Origin of the sequence: Alkalilimnicola ehrlichii (genome assembly GCF_003399765.1) — a bacterium.
In the GTDB taxonomy this organism is placed as follows: domain Bacteria; phylum Pseudomonadota; class Gammaproteobacteria; order Nitrococcales; family AK92; genus AK92.
On record NZ_NFZV01000006.1, the window covers coordinates 20,558 to 37,983 of the forward strand.

Here is a 17,426-nt window from a genome sequence, read left to right on the forward strand (position 1 = left end):
AACAAAAAATTGCTCGATAGAAGCGAAAAAGTAAAGTCATGGGCTAGAAACCTAGCTTTTCTAGCATCCTGCATCAAGCGGACCGCCCGGTCTTCTAAACTCTTCCTCACCAGCACCTCTTTTGAGATTCACGCAACGGCACGGACTAGATCGGACCAAAAGAATCCATATAGCAGTGGGTCGCGGACGACTACTCCACATTCAGGTTCGTAAACCGGACCCGGATGATTAGCGCGCGCAGTTTGCTTTATTTTTCACTTAATATAACATTGCAATTTTACTCGACAACGTAGAAATCAAGCACACCAACCAACACTTAGCAATCATTATTGTCAAAAGAGAAACAGGTATGATTTCGTTTGATGACAAAGATATTAAAAATGATTTTGGTGGTTCAACGAGCCTGAGCATAAGGCATCGAGCGACCGCTTAACCATTCGAACAAGCCCCGACACCGACTTCTGGCAGCGCACACATTATGGCTTCCGAAGGGACAATGGCCATTGCTTACTCACAAGGAAAGAGTCTGACTTCTCCATTAGCGTGAAAACCACTTTTTCTCCGAAAAAACAGTATGATCAGTGCGGGCTAATCGTGCGCTTAGATCATGACAACTGGATAAAAACATCTACCGAATTCGAAAGCGGCAACCATTCGCGCCTAGGGTCAGTGGTAACAAACAGTGGATACTCGGACTGGGCCACGATTGACATTAACGAACCAGTCAATGAAATGTGGTACAGGATTCAATCGAAAAACGATCTGAGCGATTACATAATCGAATTCTCGGAAGATGGGGACAATTGGAAGCAGCTTCGTATAACACATTTACTGGAAGCCAAATCATTTGTCGATATTGGCATTTACGCTTGCAGCCCAATGGATAGCAGTTTTTCTGCCGAATTTAGCCAGCTTTCCATTGCAAATTCTAATTGGAAATAACGCACTGTTCTAACAACGGGTTTGGTCGCACCAGCGCCGGGGCATGGCTGTGTCACCGGAGCGATACAACCCGCGCAAGGTCATTTGCGGGTGGAGAAAATGCCAGGGGGCCCGGCTCCCCCTAGCACAGCCAACGCGTGCGCCCCCTAAGCTCAGGGCAGCTCCGGCAGGGCTGGCATCAGCTCCGCAGCAACGAAGCTGCATGCCTGCGTGGGTATCTCGACGTCGTTATTCTGAACTCGTGCCGGGAACTCGGCGTCGCGACCACTATTACCCGCCGCTACCAGAGCGGTACGCAGCGGTGCGCTGGGGTCGGCGGCGGCCATCGCGGCCGTCAGGCCTTGCAGTTCCAGAACGGAGTTCTGTTGCGAACGCAAGAAGTAGTCCCGATCGGCGCCGGGGTTGCGGGACTCGTTGCCCGTCAGGGTCAGGCACAAGCGAGCGTCGCGCTGTACCCGGGCGAAGATGCCGGCATCGCCACCGGTTGAGCTGTCGGTCACCTGATTGTCGATGACCGCAACCGACAAGGTGGTTGTCTGCACGACGGAGTCGTTGTCGCCCGCGCCGGACCGCACCCGGATACCGTCCTCGGCGGCGCCCGAGACGGTGTTGTTGATGAGCACGCCGGTCGCTTCCGCGGTGTCTTCGAGCTGCACATCCAGGGCGCGCTGGCCGGCATCGGTCACGGTGTTAGCTTCGAAGCGGAATACCGCGCGCGCGTTGTTGACCGGGCCAGTATCGCCGGCACCGCGGTTCATGTTTATATCGATGCCCTTGCGGCCCGGCCGATTCACCGTGTTGTTGCGCACGGTCAGGTTGACGTTGGACGCTTCGCGAGGACGAATGCCAATGCCATCGGCATCCACATCGTCGTTATCCAACAAGACCGTCGGGCCGGTAATGGTGTTGCCCTCGATCAGGCCCCGAACCACGCCCTGACCGGCGGCTACGAAGGAGATACTTCGGTCCTGTATGTTGGTTAGGATATTGTTGCGGATGACGATATCCAGCTCGGCAGTATCTGCGGTATCGCTGTCGATGCCGTCATCGTCGGTGTTGCGAACGACATTATCCTCCACCAAGGCGTAGCCGCGGGCAGTACCGAACATGTTGACTTCGATACCGTCGATATCCAGCAACGGTTCTCCGCTGAGGGCTCGGTTATGCCCCTGGGGGTCGATGTCCACGGTGTTCATACGCAGAACGGTAACCACCGTGCCTTCGAAATTGGTATGTACGATACCGCCTTCGATGCCGGAGCCTCCCGCCACGGTCGGGCGGTAGCGGACATCGGTAACTTCGTTTTGTAGGATATTGACCTCGCCGGTGACGTCGCGCAGGTAGATGCCTTCATTAACAACACCGTGCACGGTGTTGTTAACCACCTCGATATAGCCGCCGCTGTCCGTTAGGTAAATGCCCCGGTAGCCGGCGTTCTCAACCGCCACACGATCTACCGCGATATCGCCGGTTGCCCGGCTGACCATCATTGCGTGGCGGGGCGCGTTGAGCAGCTTTAGATCCGTCGCGACCAACCCTTCGACATCGCTCACGGCCAGCAGATTGTAAGCGTTGCCCTCCGGCAACCCGAGGGAGCCCGGAGTCGGTAACGGATTACCGCCGGCGAGGGACAAATTGCTTAGCGTGAGGCCATCCGCCTCGGCGCGTAGCAGCGTCGGGTTGGCACAGTTATCGGGTGCCAGCGTCAAGACACTAGCGTCAATGCCCAGACCTGTCAGCCGCAGGTTGCGGGCTGTCAGATCGATCAGGGAACACGCGCTTACGGAGTCATCCAGCAGCCAGATGCTGGCATCTGCGCCTTCGCCTTCCAGCGTCAGCTCCTCGATGCTAATGCTGATCGGCAGCGGCAGGTTGTCGTAGGTACCCGCGAGGATGCGCAGGGTGTCGCCCCTGCTCGCCATTTCCAGCGCGGCTGCGAGATCCGTAGGAGATGCTGCGCTCCCCTCTCCGCCCCCGGCGGGACTAACATAGATAACCCGATTCTCAACAGGTTGCTTGTTGCTGTCCGAGCTGGAGCCACAGCCAGCCAACGCACTGGTAATGGCCAGCGCCAGAGCAGCCTTCTTGCGCAACGCGTTCGGCATGGGTAAACCCTCGTTTTCGTTTTGGTTACAGGTAGGCATTAGTGGCGCCACCTTAACGCCTAGTTATGACAGGAAGGTTTCGCTGCCAGACAGCCTGGGAGGGATCTGGTGCTTGGACAATCAAGGTGCGCCTGCAGCGCGCTGAGAAGGGATTCGGTTTGCGAGCCGAGAGCATCCGCCTCGGCCGCTTAGACCTTAGGTTTTATTCACCGAGGCGGTTTACGCTAAAGTTCATGACTTGCCCCGCTGGCCGGCTCAGCCGCATCCTTAGGAAGCTAAAGCCAGGTCGATCTGGAGGCCACTCAAACCATCGAACACGGCCGCACAATCTCGCCGCATACACCACACAGGAGCGAAGAATGAAACCACGGATTAGCATGATCACGCTGGGTGTGCGCGATCTAGCGCAATCGGTAACGTTTTACGAACAGGGGCTAAACCTTCCGCGGATGGACTCGCCCCCGGACGTTGCCTTCTTTACGCTGAACGGGACGTGGTTGGGATTGTATGGACGCGAAGCGCTGGCTGCGGATGCTGCCGTGACGGCAGAATCTCATGGATTTTCCGGCTTCGCTCTAGCCCACAATGTGGCGTCCGAGGCTGAAGTCGATGCAGTTTTGGCGCAAGCAGCCTCCGCAGGCGCCACCATTACTAAGGCGGCCGAGAAAACATCTTGGGGCGGCTATGCGGGTTATTTCTCCGACCCGGACGGGTATTTATGGGAAGTGGCGCATAACCCGTTCTTTTGGGTTGGCCCCGCAGATGAGGAATAACCTTTAATAGCAACGAGCGGGGCTAGCCAAACCGGCATGGCTACCCCTTGCTCGCTTCCTCACCGGTGGAAGGCCGAATCGAGCGATAACGGCACGCACTTGAGCATTACACGCTCGCTGTAGGCGCTTTAGCCGTATGGCTAATCCGGGAAAGGATATGCTGCATTTCCTTAAAGCTCGAACGGTTGTCCGGAACCGCTATTCGCCACGCAAGCGTCGTAGGCTAGCTCAAGAATTTCCGCGGGCGACGCAGTCGTATGGCGATAAGCGACGTCAATTTGCCGCAAACTCAAAGCAACCGTCTGCTCGATAACCTCTGCCACGGTATCCGGCAGATCTCCCAATGAACTAAACAAGGATCTTGCCACCGCAATCTGCTCAGCTTCGGCCACGCCCTGATCACGTTTCACGGCAACTTGGGCATAGCCATGCGCGACTAACAAGCAAACTAGATCCTTATCGATTGTCTGTACATCCTTCGTATTTTCTAACGCAACGTTGCCTCGGCTGAACACGCAGTCTCGATATGCGGCTGCCTTAACGCGGCCGGCAGATTGAGAAGGCTGCGCATATGCCCGTTCAATCACTTCGACCCATGTCGGACCCGGCACAGACAATGCGGCTAGTTGCTCCGCTTTCGTCCATCCCTCGTCGCGCCGATCCAATACCGGTTGATAACCGAGGATGAGCGAGATGCAGGTGTCATCGAGACCGACATAGTCTGTTGCCACCGCCTCCGCACTTTGGTTGTTGCTGCAAGCGACAAAACTCCCGAGCAACAATAGCAATAGCGCTCCTCTTAATAACCTCATCAGCCCCCCTTAAATCTACCCACTTAACCAACGACCGAAGCGGCTTTCAGTATTCTCTATATATTTTGCAGCGACAACCAAGACACTAGCGCCATCGCCAACGCATGCCGAGGTGGCCGCGGCGGTTGAAACTGGATCGGCTAGGTTAATCGCACTCCATCGCACTTCATTATAAAACTTCACGTTACTGCGAGCGTTGCATTCATCCGCCACCAGCTTGCCTCCTGCGGCCGCCTCGCCGAGAATGACGGCTCATCATTGAGTAGCGATACGCGGAGGATCATCGATGGAATACCGCCAGCTCGGGAATACCGACATCAAGGTCAGCAAGATTTGCCTCGGCACGATGACTTGGGGCGAGCAAAACACCGAGCAGGATGCGCACCAACAACTCGATTATGCGCTTGATCATGGCGTTAACTTCATCGATGCCGCGGAGATGTATCCGGTGCCGCCGAAGGCGGAAACTCAAGGTCGGACCGAGGAGTACATCGGCACTTGGCTTAGCAAGCGCGGCAAGCGGGACGACATTGTGCTCGCCAGCAAGATCGCCGGCCCCGGCAACGGGCTAACCTACCTGCGTGACGGCAGCACGGTATTTGCGCGGAACCAGATCATCGAAGCCGTCGACAACTCCTTGCGGAGGCTGCAAACCGATTATATCGACCTCTACCAACTGCACTGGCCGGCCCGGCAAACGAATTTCTTCGGCCGCCTCGGTTATAAGCCGCCGCAGAACGACGAGCTTCCGGTGCCGATGGAAGAAACGCTGAAAGCCTTGGGCGAGCTGGTCGAGGCCGGAAAAATCCGCCATATCGGGGTATCGAACGAAACGCCCTGGGGCGTGATGAAGTATTTGGCCATCGCCGAACGCCTGGGCTTGCCTCGCTTGGTAAGCGTGCAGAACCCGTACAACTTGCTGAACCGCACTTATGAAGTCGGGTTGGCGGAAGTCTCGCATCGGGAAAAGGTCGGCCTGCTCGCCTACTCGCCGCTTGCCTTCGGCGTCCTCAGCGGCAAATATCTCGATGGCCAACGCCCCGACGGTGCTCGCCTGACGCTATTCGAGCGCTTTCAACGTTATACGAAACCCGCCGGCGAGGCAGCAACAGCCAAGTACGTCGCCCTGGCCCGCGAACACGGCCTGGACCCGGCGCAAATGGCGCTGGCGTTTGTTAACGAGCAAGGGTTTCTGACCAGCAATATCATTGGCGCGACGTCGCTGGATCAATTGCGAGCCAATATCGATAGCGCTAATCTGATCTTACCGGAGGCGGTTTTGGAAGGTATCGAGGCGATTCATACCGAATACCCTAACCCCTGCCCCTAACAGGTTGCCGAAACTCATTAAGAAAATACGGAATCGGCGGCAGATTACCGCCGATTCGACCTTGCAGGGTTTCGTCGTCACTCCTATACCTGTGGTACAGGCCGGGCACGACAATACGGCCTCCCCGACCATCCGCTCTGCCGATCAGCCGCTTGTCGGCAACATCAACCGCACGGAAGCACGTTAGCCTGAGACAGAGCAGGCACCAAAGCGGCAAAGGCTACGATAGCTTTGGAACCAGTTCGGGCGGGTGATCGACAACGGGATCCACAGAGGAGCACGAGCATGGCGCAACAGGTTTTACCGATTGTCGGCGACTGGTATCAAACCGTTGATGGCAATACGTTCGAGGTCGTAGCTTATGATCCTGAGGATGAGAGCATCGATATCCAGTACTTTGACGGGGCACTGGAAGAGCTCGATCTCGACACTTGGCTGGAAATGGATATCGAAGCAGCAGAACCGCCGGAGGATTGGTCCGGCTCCCTGGATATGATGACGGAAGACTATGGTGTCGATCTAGACCGGCCGGCTTCGCACGACCATAACAACCCTTTAGACGAACTCGACGGGCTTTGAGCAAGACAAACACGGTAAGGATTGAGTCGCTGCACGACTGGACGGACGACCCGGCACAAGCGGTCGCCATCCAGAAACGGCTGCGGGAAGCTTTGCGTATCGCGCCGCTCGTCGGCGAAGTCCGCTATCTGGCCGCCGTCGATACCGGCTTTACCGACGGCGGCTCGACGGCTCGGGCCGCCGTTGTGCTGTACCGTTGGCCCGAGCTGGAGCCAATCGAGCAGCACGTCGCCTTTGCCCCGGTCAGGTTTCCGTATGTGCCGGGACTGCTGTCATTTCGCGAGTTGCCGGTCGTTCTCGACGCCCTCGCCTGCCTCTCTCTTAAACCGGATTTGATTCTTTGCGATGGGCAGGGCATTGCTCACCCGCGTCGTTTAGGCATTGCGACGCATCTTGGGCTCGTTGTCGATATTCCGACAATTGGGGTAGGCAAAAGTCGGCTGACCGGCCGTCATCAGGAGCCGGGGCCGGAAAAAGGCGCCTGGGAACCGCTGTGGGACGGGGATGAGAGAATCGGCACGGTACTTCGAACCCGTACAGGCGTTAAGCCCTTGTACATTTCCCCCGGCCATCGGGTCGACCACCAACAAGCCGTGGACTGGACGCTCGCCACCATCGGCCGCTATCGTCTGCCGGAACCCATCCGGGCGGCCGATCGACTTGCATCAAACCGTGGGCGCAAGCCAAACACGTAGCTCGGGAAACGGGAATAACAAACCGCCCTTACCCCCCGGCATACCGCGAGGGTAAGGGGATGCGGTCGTGTGGCGCTTTACAGCACAACGGCCACGGCTGCTACGACACCCAAAGCGATGACGCCGCCAATGGCGAGCAGACGTAACTGTTTTTTCAAACCGTCTATCTGAGCCGAGATATCCTTCCCTTCCAGCTCGCCAACTTTACGCCGCAGCGCGTCCAGATCGCCTTCGTACTGCGACTCCAGCTCTTTGCGCATTTCCTCGGCAATAGCAAGGGCGGTTTCTTTGATTTGCGGCTGTAGCGCTTGTTGCAAAGCGGGCAAGGCGTGCTCGATAACAACGCCCTTTACCTGCACCTTAAAGTCATCGCTGGCATTAAGGTTTGCCAGCTGCGTAATGACTTCCGTGCGCAGCTGATCTAACTGCGGATAAACGGCATCCAGACTCGCCCGCTTAGCGGCATCGGCGCCGACGCGGCCAGCAACCTCTTCGGCAATGCCGGCAGCAACCTCCTCCGCCGCCTTGCGTGCGGCGGCGGCCGCGACCTCTACTGCAGCATCCCGGGCCGCGGTTTCGGCCGTTGTCCGCACAAACTCGGCATCGGCCGCGTCGCGACGCTCCCAATCGTCTCGGAAACGGGCTAACTCGTCGTTACTGATGTTACGTGCGGCCTCGACTGCCGCATTACGGGCAGCCTTACGAATTTCCTCCCATGGAATCACCGGCTCAGATGCCGGCGCGGCCGCCGGGCTCGGGGCGGGCTTTGGCTCCACCACGGCCGCACCGGGCGCCGGCGCGCTTTCCTTAGCGCCCGCGCCTAATGAATTCAGTAACGAATCCAGAGCATCTTCGCTGCTCGGTTTACTGAGGAAGCCACGTATACCGACTGCCGCGGCGCGTGCGCGGTCTTCTTCGGTGTCCTGCGAAGAATACATAATGACCGGTAGACCCGGGTTTCTTTGCAGAATTCTGCGGCTCGCTTCAAAACCGTCCATGTCCGGCATCATATAATCCATGAACACAACGTCCGGTCGCACGGCAGCAAGATAGTCGATGGCTTCACCGCCATTAGCGGCTAGGTCAACCTCTATATCGCGTTTTTTAGCTGCTTGCTCAACGCGATACGGGCCAGGCGGGAATCGTCAACCACAAGCGCTCTACTGATAGTCCGCGCCATTGCACCCCCAGATAGTAGCTGGATCGTTCAAGTTTTGGGCACCAAACCACGAAAAATCCGCCAACGGACGGCCCGTTCCGTGGGTAACGTCTGTTTCGCAGCCGCGCGTGTCGCAGGGCGACCGGCCACACTCGCTTACCAGAGTACTGAAAGACTATTTGCAGCACCCTAAGATCGGCTGCGATACCGGAAGATTACCATATGGATGGCTATTATGGCGGGATGACAAAGAAAAAGCTCGGCGAGACATTAAGCCCTCGCCGAGCAACGCAATCAAGCAGCACAAGTTTTCTTGTTGTTCGTTCTAGTCGCTGGAACCGTCGCCACACATATGTTCGCGCGTAGTCGAGATCCAGTCTTTTGACACTTCGTTGCCGTTGAGGGCGGCGCGATAGAACCAGTAAATGGCGGTTCGCTCGTCCTGCTCGACACCACGCCCCTCGGCATACATGACGCCGAGATTGTGTTGGGCGGACGCATGATCTTGCTTCGCAGCGGCCTTGAGCCAAGCAACAGCCATGGCTTCGTTGCGTGCCACGCCGTAACCAATGGCATACAAGAACCCAAGTGCATGTTGTGCTTCCGGTAACCCCCGCATAGCGGCTCGGCGATATAACCGAACAGCCGCCGGCAGATCCGCCGGACGCCCCTCACCTCGCTCGAGGTACTGACCCCGCAAATAATCGATGCGTGCCTTATCCAACGCGCTGAGCATGGTTTCCCCCCTAGTGCTCTAACGACAACGCTCTACGAAAAGCAGCTTTCATGCCAATTTAACAAAAGCAGCCAGAAGCACGAAGCGAAAATACTGGCAAAAAACAATAAACGACTGATGCAAAAGAGTTAAGGCAAACAAAGCCAAGGCAACGGGAAAGCGGACCGGATCGGCAAAAGGGTATGATAACTTCCGCTCAGACCAAGCAAACGACCTAGATCGGTAACGGCCTTTCCTCCTAAAGGTGACGCGTTACGTCAGTTTTGGTCGCTGAGGGGCAAATTAATTACTCCGCCAACCACACTTGATCGTCGCTAACGGTCAGCGCAACCGGCGTTAAACCTTTCCCTTTACAGGGGCCGGCCGCACAGCGCCCGGAGGTTGGCTCGAACAAGGCGCCGTGAGTTGCGCATTGGAGATAATCGCCCTCCAGCGACATGAAACGGTCCGGCATCCAGTCCAGTGTCGTACCGCGGTGCGGGCATACGTTGCGGTAGCCGTATACATCGTCGCTATGCCGGTAGATAAGTATGGCGACCGCTGCGCCCGCCATACTTACTTGAAAGCCGCGCGCCTGGTTGTCCGGCAACTCGCTCAAGCGGCAAATCGCTTGCATAACGCTGCTTCCTCCCTATTCATCAGCCTGCTGGTAATTAAAGATCAAATTTTCGCACGCCATGTGCGCTGCGTACTTGTCTGTCCTATGGGCTTCGCACACTATGCCGGAAGAATCTTCTTCGGCAGGTAGCTTGCTTCGAATGATTAAGGATACCCCAAGCCACTCTTGGTACACGGCACTCACGGTTTATCTCCGGGCACCGGTGTTGACCATGCTCTTCCTCGGCTTCTCTGCCGGCTTACCGTTCCTGCTGGTATTCTCTACCCTAACGGCCTGGCTGCGTACCGAGGACATCTCGCGTACGGCAATCGGTTTTTTCTCCTGGATCGGCATTACGTATTCAATCAAGTTTCTGTGGGCGCCGGTTATTGACAAGCTGCGCCTGCCCGCACTGACGCCTATGCTCGGCCAACGCCGCAGCTGGATTGTCGCCGGACAGTTACTGATCGCCGGCGGCCTTGCAGGCATGGCAATGGCTAACCCTAACGACCACCTAGGCTGGATTGTGCTACTCGCGTTAGTAGTCGCCTTTGGCTCGGCGACTCAAGACGTCGCTATCGATGCCTTCCGCATTGAGTCCGCCCCGGAAGATATGCAGGCGGCCGCCGCGGCAAGTTACGTCGCCGGCTATCGTATCGCGATCCTAACGTCCGGCGCCGGCGCTTTGTTCATTGCCGATCAAGTATCCTGGACGGTCGCTTACTTCACGATGGCGGTATTGATGTCGATCGGCCTGTTCACCGTACTGGTGCGCCCGGAACCGACGCGACAAATCAACCGGCTTTCCATCGCCGTCGAACAAGAACAGGTACAGCGCTTTCTAAACCGCTACCCGTCTCTGAACAAGCGCCTGCAACGCATCGGCGCTTGGCTCATTGCGGCCGTTTACTGTCCGCTGCTTGATTTCTTTACTCGCTACGGATTAACCGCGCTAGTGCTGCTGTTACTGATCGGCCTGTACCGAATCTCCGATATCGGTATGGCGGCGATGGCACAGCCGTTGTACATCGACCTTGGTTTTTCTCTCACCCAAATCGGCGTGGTGACCAGCATCTACGGCTTGGCCATGACACTCGTCGGCGGCGCCCTCGGCGGGGTGCTGGTCATTCGTTTCGGCATTGGCCGAATGCTGGTGATTGGGGCGATCGCCACCGCAGCGACCAACCTATTGTTTGCTTTACTCGCCGTGGTAGTCCCAGCGATGTTGGATCCGGCGTTTGCCATGGCGGCACTTACCTCACCGGTACTGACCCTGCCGGAAGTCACGGCACCGGCGCTGACCGCGCGGGAATTGGTGCTACCGGGCGACCCGCCACCATTCGTTATCACGCCGCAGGTCGCCATGCTGATGCTGACGATTTCCGGGGATAACTTGGCCAACGGCTTTGCTAGTGCGGTCTTTATCGCCTTTCTGTCGCGCTTGACCAGCCAGGCTTACACGGCCACACAGTACGCCCTGTTCTCCTCCCTCATGACCCTGCCGGGCAAGTTCTTAAGCGGTTTCTCCGGCATCATTGCCGATACATTTGGATACCCCTGGTTCTTTATTCTGGTATCCATCGCCGGCATTCCTGCCGTGCTGTTAACCCTTTGGTATGCGATGAGCCGCTTGAGCGATAAACCGGTCGCAACCCCAACAAGCGCGGGCACGGGTATCGGCAAACCGTCCAAACCCGCTGAAACCTGATAATGTTTATAAAAGGATTAGCAACAGCAGCTCGCCGTACCGTCGTGAATACCACAACGTTTATCGGCTCGTCAGCAGTTCATACATGACTTTGTATCCAAAACGCGCTGTAATATGGCGGCGCGGGCAGAGGAAATAGCGTTTCCTTAAGAGGGCTCGCCAAGATGCGGTAACCTATATCACGAAGACACTCTCTATATATAACAGGGTTGTTGAGAGAAACACTGCTCCGCGGACGACTTTCCTGTGGATGATCGACGGCCCACAACAGCTAAAGGGCATATTCCTTACGAGGGGGTAAGATGGCGCGAATTCTGGTCGTGGACGACTCGCCGGTACAAGCACTGACTTTACGGCGAATGCTGGAAAAGCATGGACACGAAGTCCTGGTAGCCGAGAACGGCCGCCTCGGTATCGAAGCTGCTCGCCAGGAAAAACCGGATTTGATTCTCATGGATGTGGTCATGCCGGAGCTTAACGGTTTTCAAGCCACCCGCGAAATCAACCGCGATCCGGGGCTGTCCGCGATTCCCGTCGTTATCGTCAGCACTAAGGACGAACCTATCGATAAGGTTTATGGCGAACGCCAAGGCGCCAGCGGCTACCTCATCAAACCACCGACCGAAGCGGACTTATTGCGCACCATCAATACGCTTCTGACGTCTGCCTGATACGATGACGCAGCTTCGGGGCCGGTTAAGAATCGGCAACGACGATAGAACTTACCTATGGGTCAGATTCTTGAAATGTATTTCATTAATCGGCACCCACTGCGTACACTCGCAGCAAGGATTGTCACGGTATCGTCTACGCTTTCGTGATGCTGGCGGCGTTTAGATTGGAGTATTGTTATGAGCGAGAACAAGCACGCACGGCTACTGATCCTCGGGTCCGGACTGCCGGCTACACAGCAGCCGTCTATGCAGCCCGAGCTAATCTGAAGCCGGTATTGGTCACCGGTATGGAAATGGGCGGTCAGCTCACCACGACTACCGATGTCGACAATTGGCCCGGTGATGCAGAAGGCGTGCAAGGCCCGGAGCTAATGCAGCGAATGCAAGCGCATGCGGAGCGCTTCGAGACGGAGATTATTTTCGACCACATTAATCAGGTCGACCTTAAGCAGCGCCCGTTCCGCCTGACTGGCGACCAAGGCGTGTATACCTGCGACGCCCTCATCGTCGCCACCGGCGCCAGCGCTCGCTATCTTGGACTTCCTTCGGAGGAAGCGTTTATGGGCAAAGGCGTATCCGCCTGCGCAACGTGCGACGGGTTCTTTTACCGCAACCAAGACGTAGCGGTTATCGGCGGCGGCAACACAGCTGTTGAAGAAGCGTTGTATCTGTCGAATATCGCCCGCAGCGTGACCCTCGTTCACCGGCGCGATAGCCTGCGCTCGGAGAAAATCCTACAGGATAAATTATTCGCGAAAGAGCGCGACGGCAACGTCAATATCGTCTGGAACCATACGCTCGACGAGGTACTGGGCGATGAAACCGGCGTCACCGGCATGCGTATTCGCTCGACCCAGGACGAGAGCACGCGCGACATCGAACTGGCCGGCGTCTTCATCGCCATCGGCCACTCGCCCAATACGGGCATGTTCGAGGGGCAGCTCGACATGGAAGGCGGCTATATCAAGGTCAATAGCGGTACAGCGGGTAATGCTACCGCCACCAGCGTAGCGGGCGTATTCGCCGCTGGGGACGTTATGGACCACGTGTATCGGCAGGCTATTACTTCCGCCGGCACGGGTTGCATGGCGGCTCTCGACGCCGAGCGTTATCTGGAAGAAGTCGGCGAAGCGCACTAATCGCACCCGCCCTGCTCGCGTAGGTTGCGAGTGACCTAACTCGCAACCTACGAAGCACTAACGATCCGGACGAATACGGATCGGCTGCGGCTCCATTTCGCTAGCCGGCAGCCTATGACGCGCCGGCGGCCCCTCCCGCCCTTGCCGGTCGTATGCGCGAACACTTAGAAACCAGTTATATTCCGGCGCCAAGCCCTGCAGCACCAGTTCTCGCCGCTTCGGCTCGGGAATATCCAATGTCCAAGAGTGATAGCCGGTATCGCTATCGATCCGTAACCGGTAACCGGCCAACTCTTCCTGAGCCATCGGCTTGCCATCGGTTCGAACCAAGGGAGCAGCCCACCGCATTCGTACCTGACGGTTCGACCAACCGTACGGGCCTGCGCCGCTCAAGAACGCATCTCGATGGCTCTTGCCGTTCTGACCGAAAGGCGCTTCGCCGCCCTCTCCGCTAAAGGGGTCGAGGCCGTGAGCGAACTTCCAATAATCGGGCAAACCATCGCCGTCGCTGTCTCGAATCTCCGGCGGAGTTGTGCTATCGGCCGGCAGCAGGGCCGAGGTCGGTATGACTTGCTTAGGCACGCCTTCCGTCTGCCATAATAAGCGCACTTCGGCTTCGGCACCGGCGCGAACGTACTCTAAGCGTAAGGGGTATTCGTCCCCCCTTGCAGAGTATGTTGTGCTTCGCGCGCCCCGCGACCGTCGAGCAGAAGCTCCTCGCCCACCCAGAGCCGCACCGCTGTATCGCTTACGACATAGAAGCTATAAATCTGCGTCCCGTGCTCATGCGGCGTTCGCAAACGTCCGGTCCAACGCACACTAAAGGGCGCTTCGCTCATATGAGCTGCCGGCGCCCGGCTACCCCAGGCAAATCGATTTTGGGATCGACGCGGGTCAAGAGCCAATGACGAAGACCCGGCTCGCCGTAGTAATCCGCAGTCAAACCGCCGCCGACTAAAACGTCCTGCTGACGATGCACTGCCAGGGGGGACAAATTGGCTCCGCCGATCACTTGCCGCGCTTTATCGGGGCCAGCCCAGGCAACGGCCAAGTGATCGTCTCCAATGCCTTCTTTATGCAGCGCCTCAATGTAATAGCGGCGCCCGCCGGCCAACCACACGCCCGCGGACTTTTGCTCGGCATATTTATCCCATTGCCGCGGCATCGTCCAACCGGGCACTGAGGCTATGCGCACCTTGTTCTCGGGCCGCTCGTCGGTACTTAGCCACAACTCGCCCTGATCGTCGCTGGCGAGCCAAAACGTGTACCACCCGCTGCGCGGGGGTTTAAGATAAGCCCGCACGCGGCTACCGTAGTGATTCCCGCTATTGGCGGAGATCTCGAAGCGAGATAAGGGCTGTAGACGATCGGGCCGGTGGGGAAAGTCGGGATGTCCGAGCAAAGACTCCAGTTGCGGCCCTGGCACATCATCCCAGATCTCTTGCATAACGCTTGCAGCGCTCGCCAAACCGGTGCCCAACAACAACATCGTCGCACCGATCCGCAACACCCACCGGACGCCGCCGACTCGCCCTTGCGGTCTCCTTTGCTTAAGCGCTTTCTCCATCGTGGCATCCGCATCAGGAAAATTCTTGCCGAAGGCGAAGGCTCGTAAACCGAACGGTGCCCGACCGCTGCACATCGCGCCCCTGCCAAGGAAATGCATCCGTCAGTGCCTTCTTTTCAGCACCCCGCTAAGGGTAAACAAAGGTTAGGCGGCAGAGAGTGCTACGTTACCTTGGACAACGTGGCCTACGTCACACTAGGCGATCAAGATGTAACCGCTCCCGGCTCTGGCAGGGTAAACTTGCGCGGGTCAACTCAAACAAGAACATGCCATGCGTCTGAGCCTCATTCTTCTTGCGCTACTCATGATCGGCGGCTGCGCTAGTACGCCCCCAAGCAACATCAACAATGTTTGCGATATTTTCGCCGAGAAACCGCATTGGCAGCGGGCTGCCGAGCGCACCGAACGACAATGGGGTGTGCCGGTCCACGTACAGATGGCGATCATTCATCAAGAATCGAGCTTTCGAGCACGCGCCCGGCCGCCCCGTAAGCGCTTTCTCGGCATTCCGACTGTACGACCGTCATCCGCATATGGGTTTGCGCAAGCCAAAGACGGAACCTGGGACTGGTACCGCGAACAAACCGGGCGCCGCTTTGCACGGCGTACACGCTTCGCCCATGCGACCGACTTTATCGGCTGGTACACTGACGTCAGCGCACGTACGCTTGGAATTGCAAAAACCGATGCTCGCAACCAGTACCTGGCTTATCATGAAGGGCACGGAGGGTTTCGGCGACAAACCTACCGCGACAAGAGCTGGCTGATCGATGTCTCGCATCGGGTGGAGCGCAATGCTCAACGCTACGAGCAGCAACTTCGGGACTGCCAGCGAGGGCGTGTACGGCGAGCCCTGAACCCATTTTAGGAAGCGCTGAACAAACCTTACCCACTTGCAGATTCGGCGGGACGGACGCAGGCAGCAAGGATGTCGGCGTTCTTTGAATCGACGCATGGAAAAGAGAGTATGAGCAACAACGCACCGCATCCGGCACCAGAACAATTAGCCTTGTATCAGTCCGACTACTGCCCCTTCTGCGTCCAAGTCCGGATCGCGATGCAAGAGTTAGGGTTAGAACTCGAGATTCGCGACACGACGCGGCAACCGGAGCATCGCCGCGAACTCATTGCCGGTGGCGGCCGCGGTACCGTCCCCTGCCTTCGGATCGACCACACTGATGGCGACACGGAGTGGATGTACGAATCCGCCGACATAATCGACTACTTGAGAACGCATTTCGGCTAAGCAGAAGCGGTCAGCGTCCCTACGGGTACGGCTCGCCGGTAAACGCTCTGCCCGCCGAACCGGCAAATCGAATAACTAGAACGGGTAGTCGTATTCCAGCGTCAGAGGCGCATGATCGGAGAAGCGCTCGTCGGTATAGATTGCGGCGCTGCGTATTCTCTCCTTCAATGCCTGCGTAACCACATGATAGTCGATCCGCCAGCCGACGTTTTTCGCCCAAGCCTGGCCACGATTCGACCACCAAGTATATTGTTCGGCCTCTTGGTTAACCACACGAAAGGCGTCGACGAAGCCCAGCTCGTCGAACACGCGCGTAAGCCACGCTCGCTCCTCGGGTAGAAACCCAGAGTTTTTCTGGTTGCTCTTCCAGTTCTTTAGGTCGATTTCTTTATGCGCGATGTTCCAGTCGCCGCAGATGATGTACTCCCGCCCATTGGTCGACAACTCGCGCAGGTGCTCGTAGAAACGGTCCATGAAATCGTACTTGACCGCCTGTCGCGCTTCGCTAGAAGAGCCTGATTGCATATAGAGGGAGATGACGGAAAGGTCGCCGAAACGGGCTTCGAGATAACGCCCTTCGGCATCCACATCGGCCCAACCGATACCAGTCTGTACAGCATCCGGCTCACGTTTGGCGTACAAGGCGACACCGCTATAGCCGGGCTTCTCCGCCGAATGAAAGAAGGGAAAGTAACCTTCGGGGCGGAAGGTCGCATCCATTAATTGCTCGGGCTTTGCTTTGATTTCCTGCAAACACAGCACGTCCGGCTGCTCCCCGGCCAACCAATCGAAAAAACCCTTACGGGCAGCGGCTCGGATGCCGTTGACATTAACGGAGGTGATTTTCATCGTCGTACAAACTCAGTAGGCAAACCCGCGCGGCCACCTCCTTGCCGCTAGCGGCGGATCTCCTTTCCATTGGCGGGTGCAGCGTTCATAAACGTAACGAGCTTAGGAGGCGGGGCACGACCCGCTCCTTGCGGATAGAAAAACGGGAAGATGCCCACCGGCATCTCCCCGTTGTCATTTTAGCTTATATCCGCTCGATCAACGCGGCGATGCCCTGACCGCCACCGATGCACATGCTGATAACCGCGTAACGGCCATTGGTACGCTGCAACTCGTAGACCGACTTCACCGTCAGTAACGCGCCGGTTGCACCGATCGGGTGTCCCAGCGAGATGCCGGAACCGTTCGGGTTGACTTTCGCCATATCCAGGTCGAGATCCCGGCATACGGCAAGTGCCTGTACTGCGAAAGCCTCATTGACTTCCCACAGATCGACCTCGTCTTTGGAGACGCCGGTTTTTCAAGCAGCTGCTTGATCGCCGGCACCGGGCCGATTCCCATGTACTTGGGATCG

General features: G+C 57.3%; 17 protein-coding genes and 3 pseudogenes. 10 read left to right on the plus strand and 10 right to left on the minus strand.

The window, feature by feature from the left end; genetic code table 11:
* Positions 1 to 402: 402 nt before the first annotated feature.
* Positions 403 to 942, plus strand: a pseudogene (locus CAI21_RS25850) (DUF1349 domain-containing protein); the annotation flags it as partial.
* A 152-nt stretch (positions 943 to 1,094) separates the two neighbouring features.
* On the opposite strand, the gene CAI21_RS07390 reads toward CAI21_RS25850, so the two are convergent.
* The gene (locus CAI21_RS07390) at positions 1,095 to 3,047 is read right to left on the minus strand and encodes a right-handed parallel beta-helix repeat-containing protein (protein ID WP_181919306.1); all 1,953 of its coding nucleotides are present in this window, start codon (positions 3,045 to 3,047) and stop codon (positions 1,095 to 1,097) included.
* 359 nt (positions 3,048 to 3,406) lie between these two features.
* On the opposite strand from CAI21_RS07390, the gene CAI21_RS07395 reads away from it, so the two are divergent.
* The gene (locus CAI21_RS07395; protein WP_116301708.1) at positions 3,407 to 3,820 is read left to right on the plus strand and encodes a VOC family protein; all 414 of its coding nucleotides are present in this window, start codon (positions 3,407 to 3,409) and stop codon (positions 3,818 to 3,820) included.
* 170 nt (positions 3,821 to 3,990) lie between these two features.
* Here CAI21_RS07395 and CAI21_RS07400 read toward each other — a convergent pair whose 3' ends face one another.
* Entirely contained in the window at positions 3,991 to 4,632 is a 642-nt protein-coding gene (locus CAI21_RS07400) for a hypothetical protein (protein WP_147305056.1), read from the minus strand.
* A 286-nt stretch (positions 4,633 to 4,918) separates the two neighbouring features.
* On the opposite strand from CAI21_RS07400, the gene CAI21_RS07405 reads away from it, so the two are divergent.
* The 3 genes from CAI21_RS07405 to nfi all read left to right on the plus strand — a co-directional run bounded on the left by CAI21_RS07405 (position 4,919) and on the right by nfi (position 7,236).
* Entirely contained in the window at positions 4,919 to 5,962 is a 1,044-nt protein-coding gene (locus tag CAI21_RS07405) for an NADP(H)-dependent aldo-keto reductase (protein ID WP_116301710.1), read from the plus strand.
* Positions 5,963 to 6,247: 285 nt separating this feature from the next.
* Positions 6,248 to 6,541 carry a DUF6763 family protein gene (locus tag CAI21_RS07415; RefSeq protein ID WP_116301712.1) on the plus strand — a complete coding sequence of 98 codons (294 nt, stop codon included), beginning with the start codon at positions 6,248 to 6,250 and terminating at the stop codon, positions 6,539 to 6,541.
* Positions 6,538 to 7,236, plus strand: coding sequence for a deoxyribonuclease V (nfi, locus tag CAI21_RS07420; RefSeq protein WP_181919307.1), 699 nt, complete (start codon positions 6,538 to 6,540; stop codon positions 7,234 to 7,236). The genes CAI21_RS07415 and nfi overlap by 4 nt, the downstream gene beginning before the upstream one ends.
* A 77-nt stretch (positions 7,237 to 7,313) precedes the next feature.
* Here the strand turns inward: nfi and CAI21_RS07425 are convergent.
* The 3 genes and pseudogenes from CAI21_RS07425 to CAI21_RS07435 form a co-directional block, all read right to left on the minus strand.
* Positions 7,314 to 8,342 (minus strand): annotated as a pseudogene (locus CAI21_RS07425) (response regulator); the annotation flags it as partial.
* 378 nt (positions 8,343 to 8,720) lie between these two features.
* A complete protein-coding gene (locus CAI21_RS07430) occupies positions 8,721 to 9,131 on the minus strand; it encodes a tetratricopeptide repeat protein (RefSeq protein WP_116301714.1) in 411 nt (136 codons plus the stop codon).
* Between the two features lie 286 nt (positions 9,132 to 9,417).
* Positions 9,418 to 9,747 carry a Rieske (2Fe-2S) protein gene (locus CAI21_RS07435; RefSeq protein WP_116301715.1) on the minus strand — a complete coding sequence of 110 codons (330 nt, stop codon included), beginning with the start codon at positions 9,745 to 9,747 and terminating at the stop codon, positions 9,418 to 9,420.
* Between the two features lie 142 nt (positions 9,748 to 9,889).
* Between CAI21_RS07435 and CAI21_RS07440 the strand changes: the two genes are divergently transcribed.
* From CAI21_RS07440 to trxB, 3 genes and pseudogenes are all read left to right on the plus strand, one after another.
* Entirely contained in the window at positions 9,890 to 11,437 is a 1,548-nt protein-coding gene (locus CAI21_RS07440) for an AmpG family muropeptide MFS transporter (protein ID WP_181919308.1), read from the plus strand.
* Between the two features lie 302 nt (positions 11,438 to 11,739).
* Positions 11,740 to 12,108, plus strand: a complete 369-nt coding sequence (locus CAI21_RS07445; RefSeq protein WP_116301717.1) for a response regulator — start codon at positions 11,740 to 11,742, stop codon at positions 12,106 to 12,108.
* A 180-nt stretch (positions 12,109 to 12,288) separates the two neighbouring features.
* Positions 12,289 to 13,250 (plus strand): annotated as a pseudogene (gene trxB, locus CAI21_RS07450) (thioredoxin-disulfide reductase).
* 57 nt (positions 13,251 to 13,307) lie between these two features.
* Here the strand turns inward: trxB and CAI21_RS07455 are convergent.
* From CAI21_RS07455 to CAI21_RS07465, 3 genes are read right to left on the minus strand one after another with little or no spacing between them, the layout of a single operon-like run.
* Complete coding sequence (locus tag CAI21_RS07455; RefSeq protein ID WP_116301718.1) at positions 13,308 to 13,859, minus strand: hypothetical protein; 552 nt, start codon at positions 13,857 to 13,859, stop codon at positions 13,308 to 13,310.
* Between the two features lie 29 nt (positions 13,860 to 13,888).
* Positions 13,889 to 14,089, minus strand: a complete 201-nt coding sequence (locus CAI21_RS07460; protein ID WP_258868036.1) for a PA14 domain-containing protein — start codon at positions 14,087 to 14,089, stop codon at positions 13,889 to 13,891.
* Positions 14,086 to 14,817: a PA14 domain-containing protein gene (locus CAI21_RS07465; protein WP_181919309.1), complete on the minus strand. Its 732-nt coding sequence runs from the start codon at positions 14,815 to 14,817 to the stop codon at positions 14,086 to 14,088. Before CAI21_RS07465 ends, CAI21_RS07460 begins: the two co-directional genes overlap by 4 nt.
* 271 nt (positions 14,818 to 15,088) lie before the next feature.
* Here CAI21_RS07465 and CAI21_RS07470 point away from each other — a divergent pair, with 271 nt between their 5' ends.
* The gene (locus tag CAI21_RS07470) at positions 15,089 to 15,685 is read left to right on the plus strand and encodes a transglycosylase SLT domain-containing protein (protein WP_116301721.1); all 597 of its coding nucleotides are present in this window, start codon (positions 15,089 to 15,091) and stop codon (positions 15,683 to 15,685) included.
* 99 nt (positions 15,686 to 15,784) lie between these two features.
* Positions 15,785 to 16,063: a glutaredoxin family protein gene (locus CAI21_RS07475; RefSeq protein WP_116301722.1), complete on the plus strand. Its 279-nt coding sequence runs from the start codon at positions 15,785 to 15,787 to the stop codon at positions 16,061 to 16,063.
* 75 nt (positions 16,064 to 16,138) lie between these two features.
* Here CAI21_RS07475 and CAI21_RS07480 read toward each other — a convergent pair whose 3' ends face one another.
* Both CAI21_RS07480 and CAI21_RS25510 read right to left on the minus strand, forming a co-directional pair.
* Positions 16,139 to 16,912, minus strand: a complete 774-nt coding sequence (locus CAI21_RS07480) for an exodeoxyribonuclease III (protein ID WP_116301723.1) — start codon at positions 16,910 to 16,912, stop codon at positions 16,139 to 16,141.
* A gap of 184 nt (positions 16,913 to 17,096) precedes the next feature.
* Positions 17,097 to 17,342, minus strand: a complete 246-nt coding sequence (locus CAI21_RS25510) for a hypothetical protein (protein WP_309544677.1) — start codon at positions 17,340 to 17,342, stop codon at positions 17,097 to 17,099.
* Positions 17,343 to 17,426: the final 84 nt, after the last annotated feature.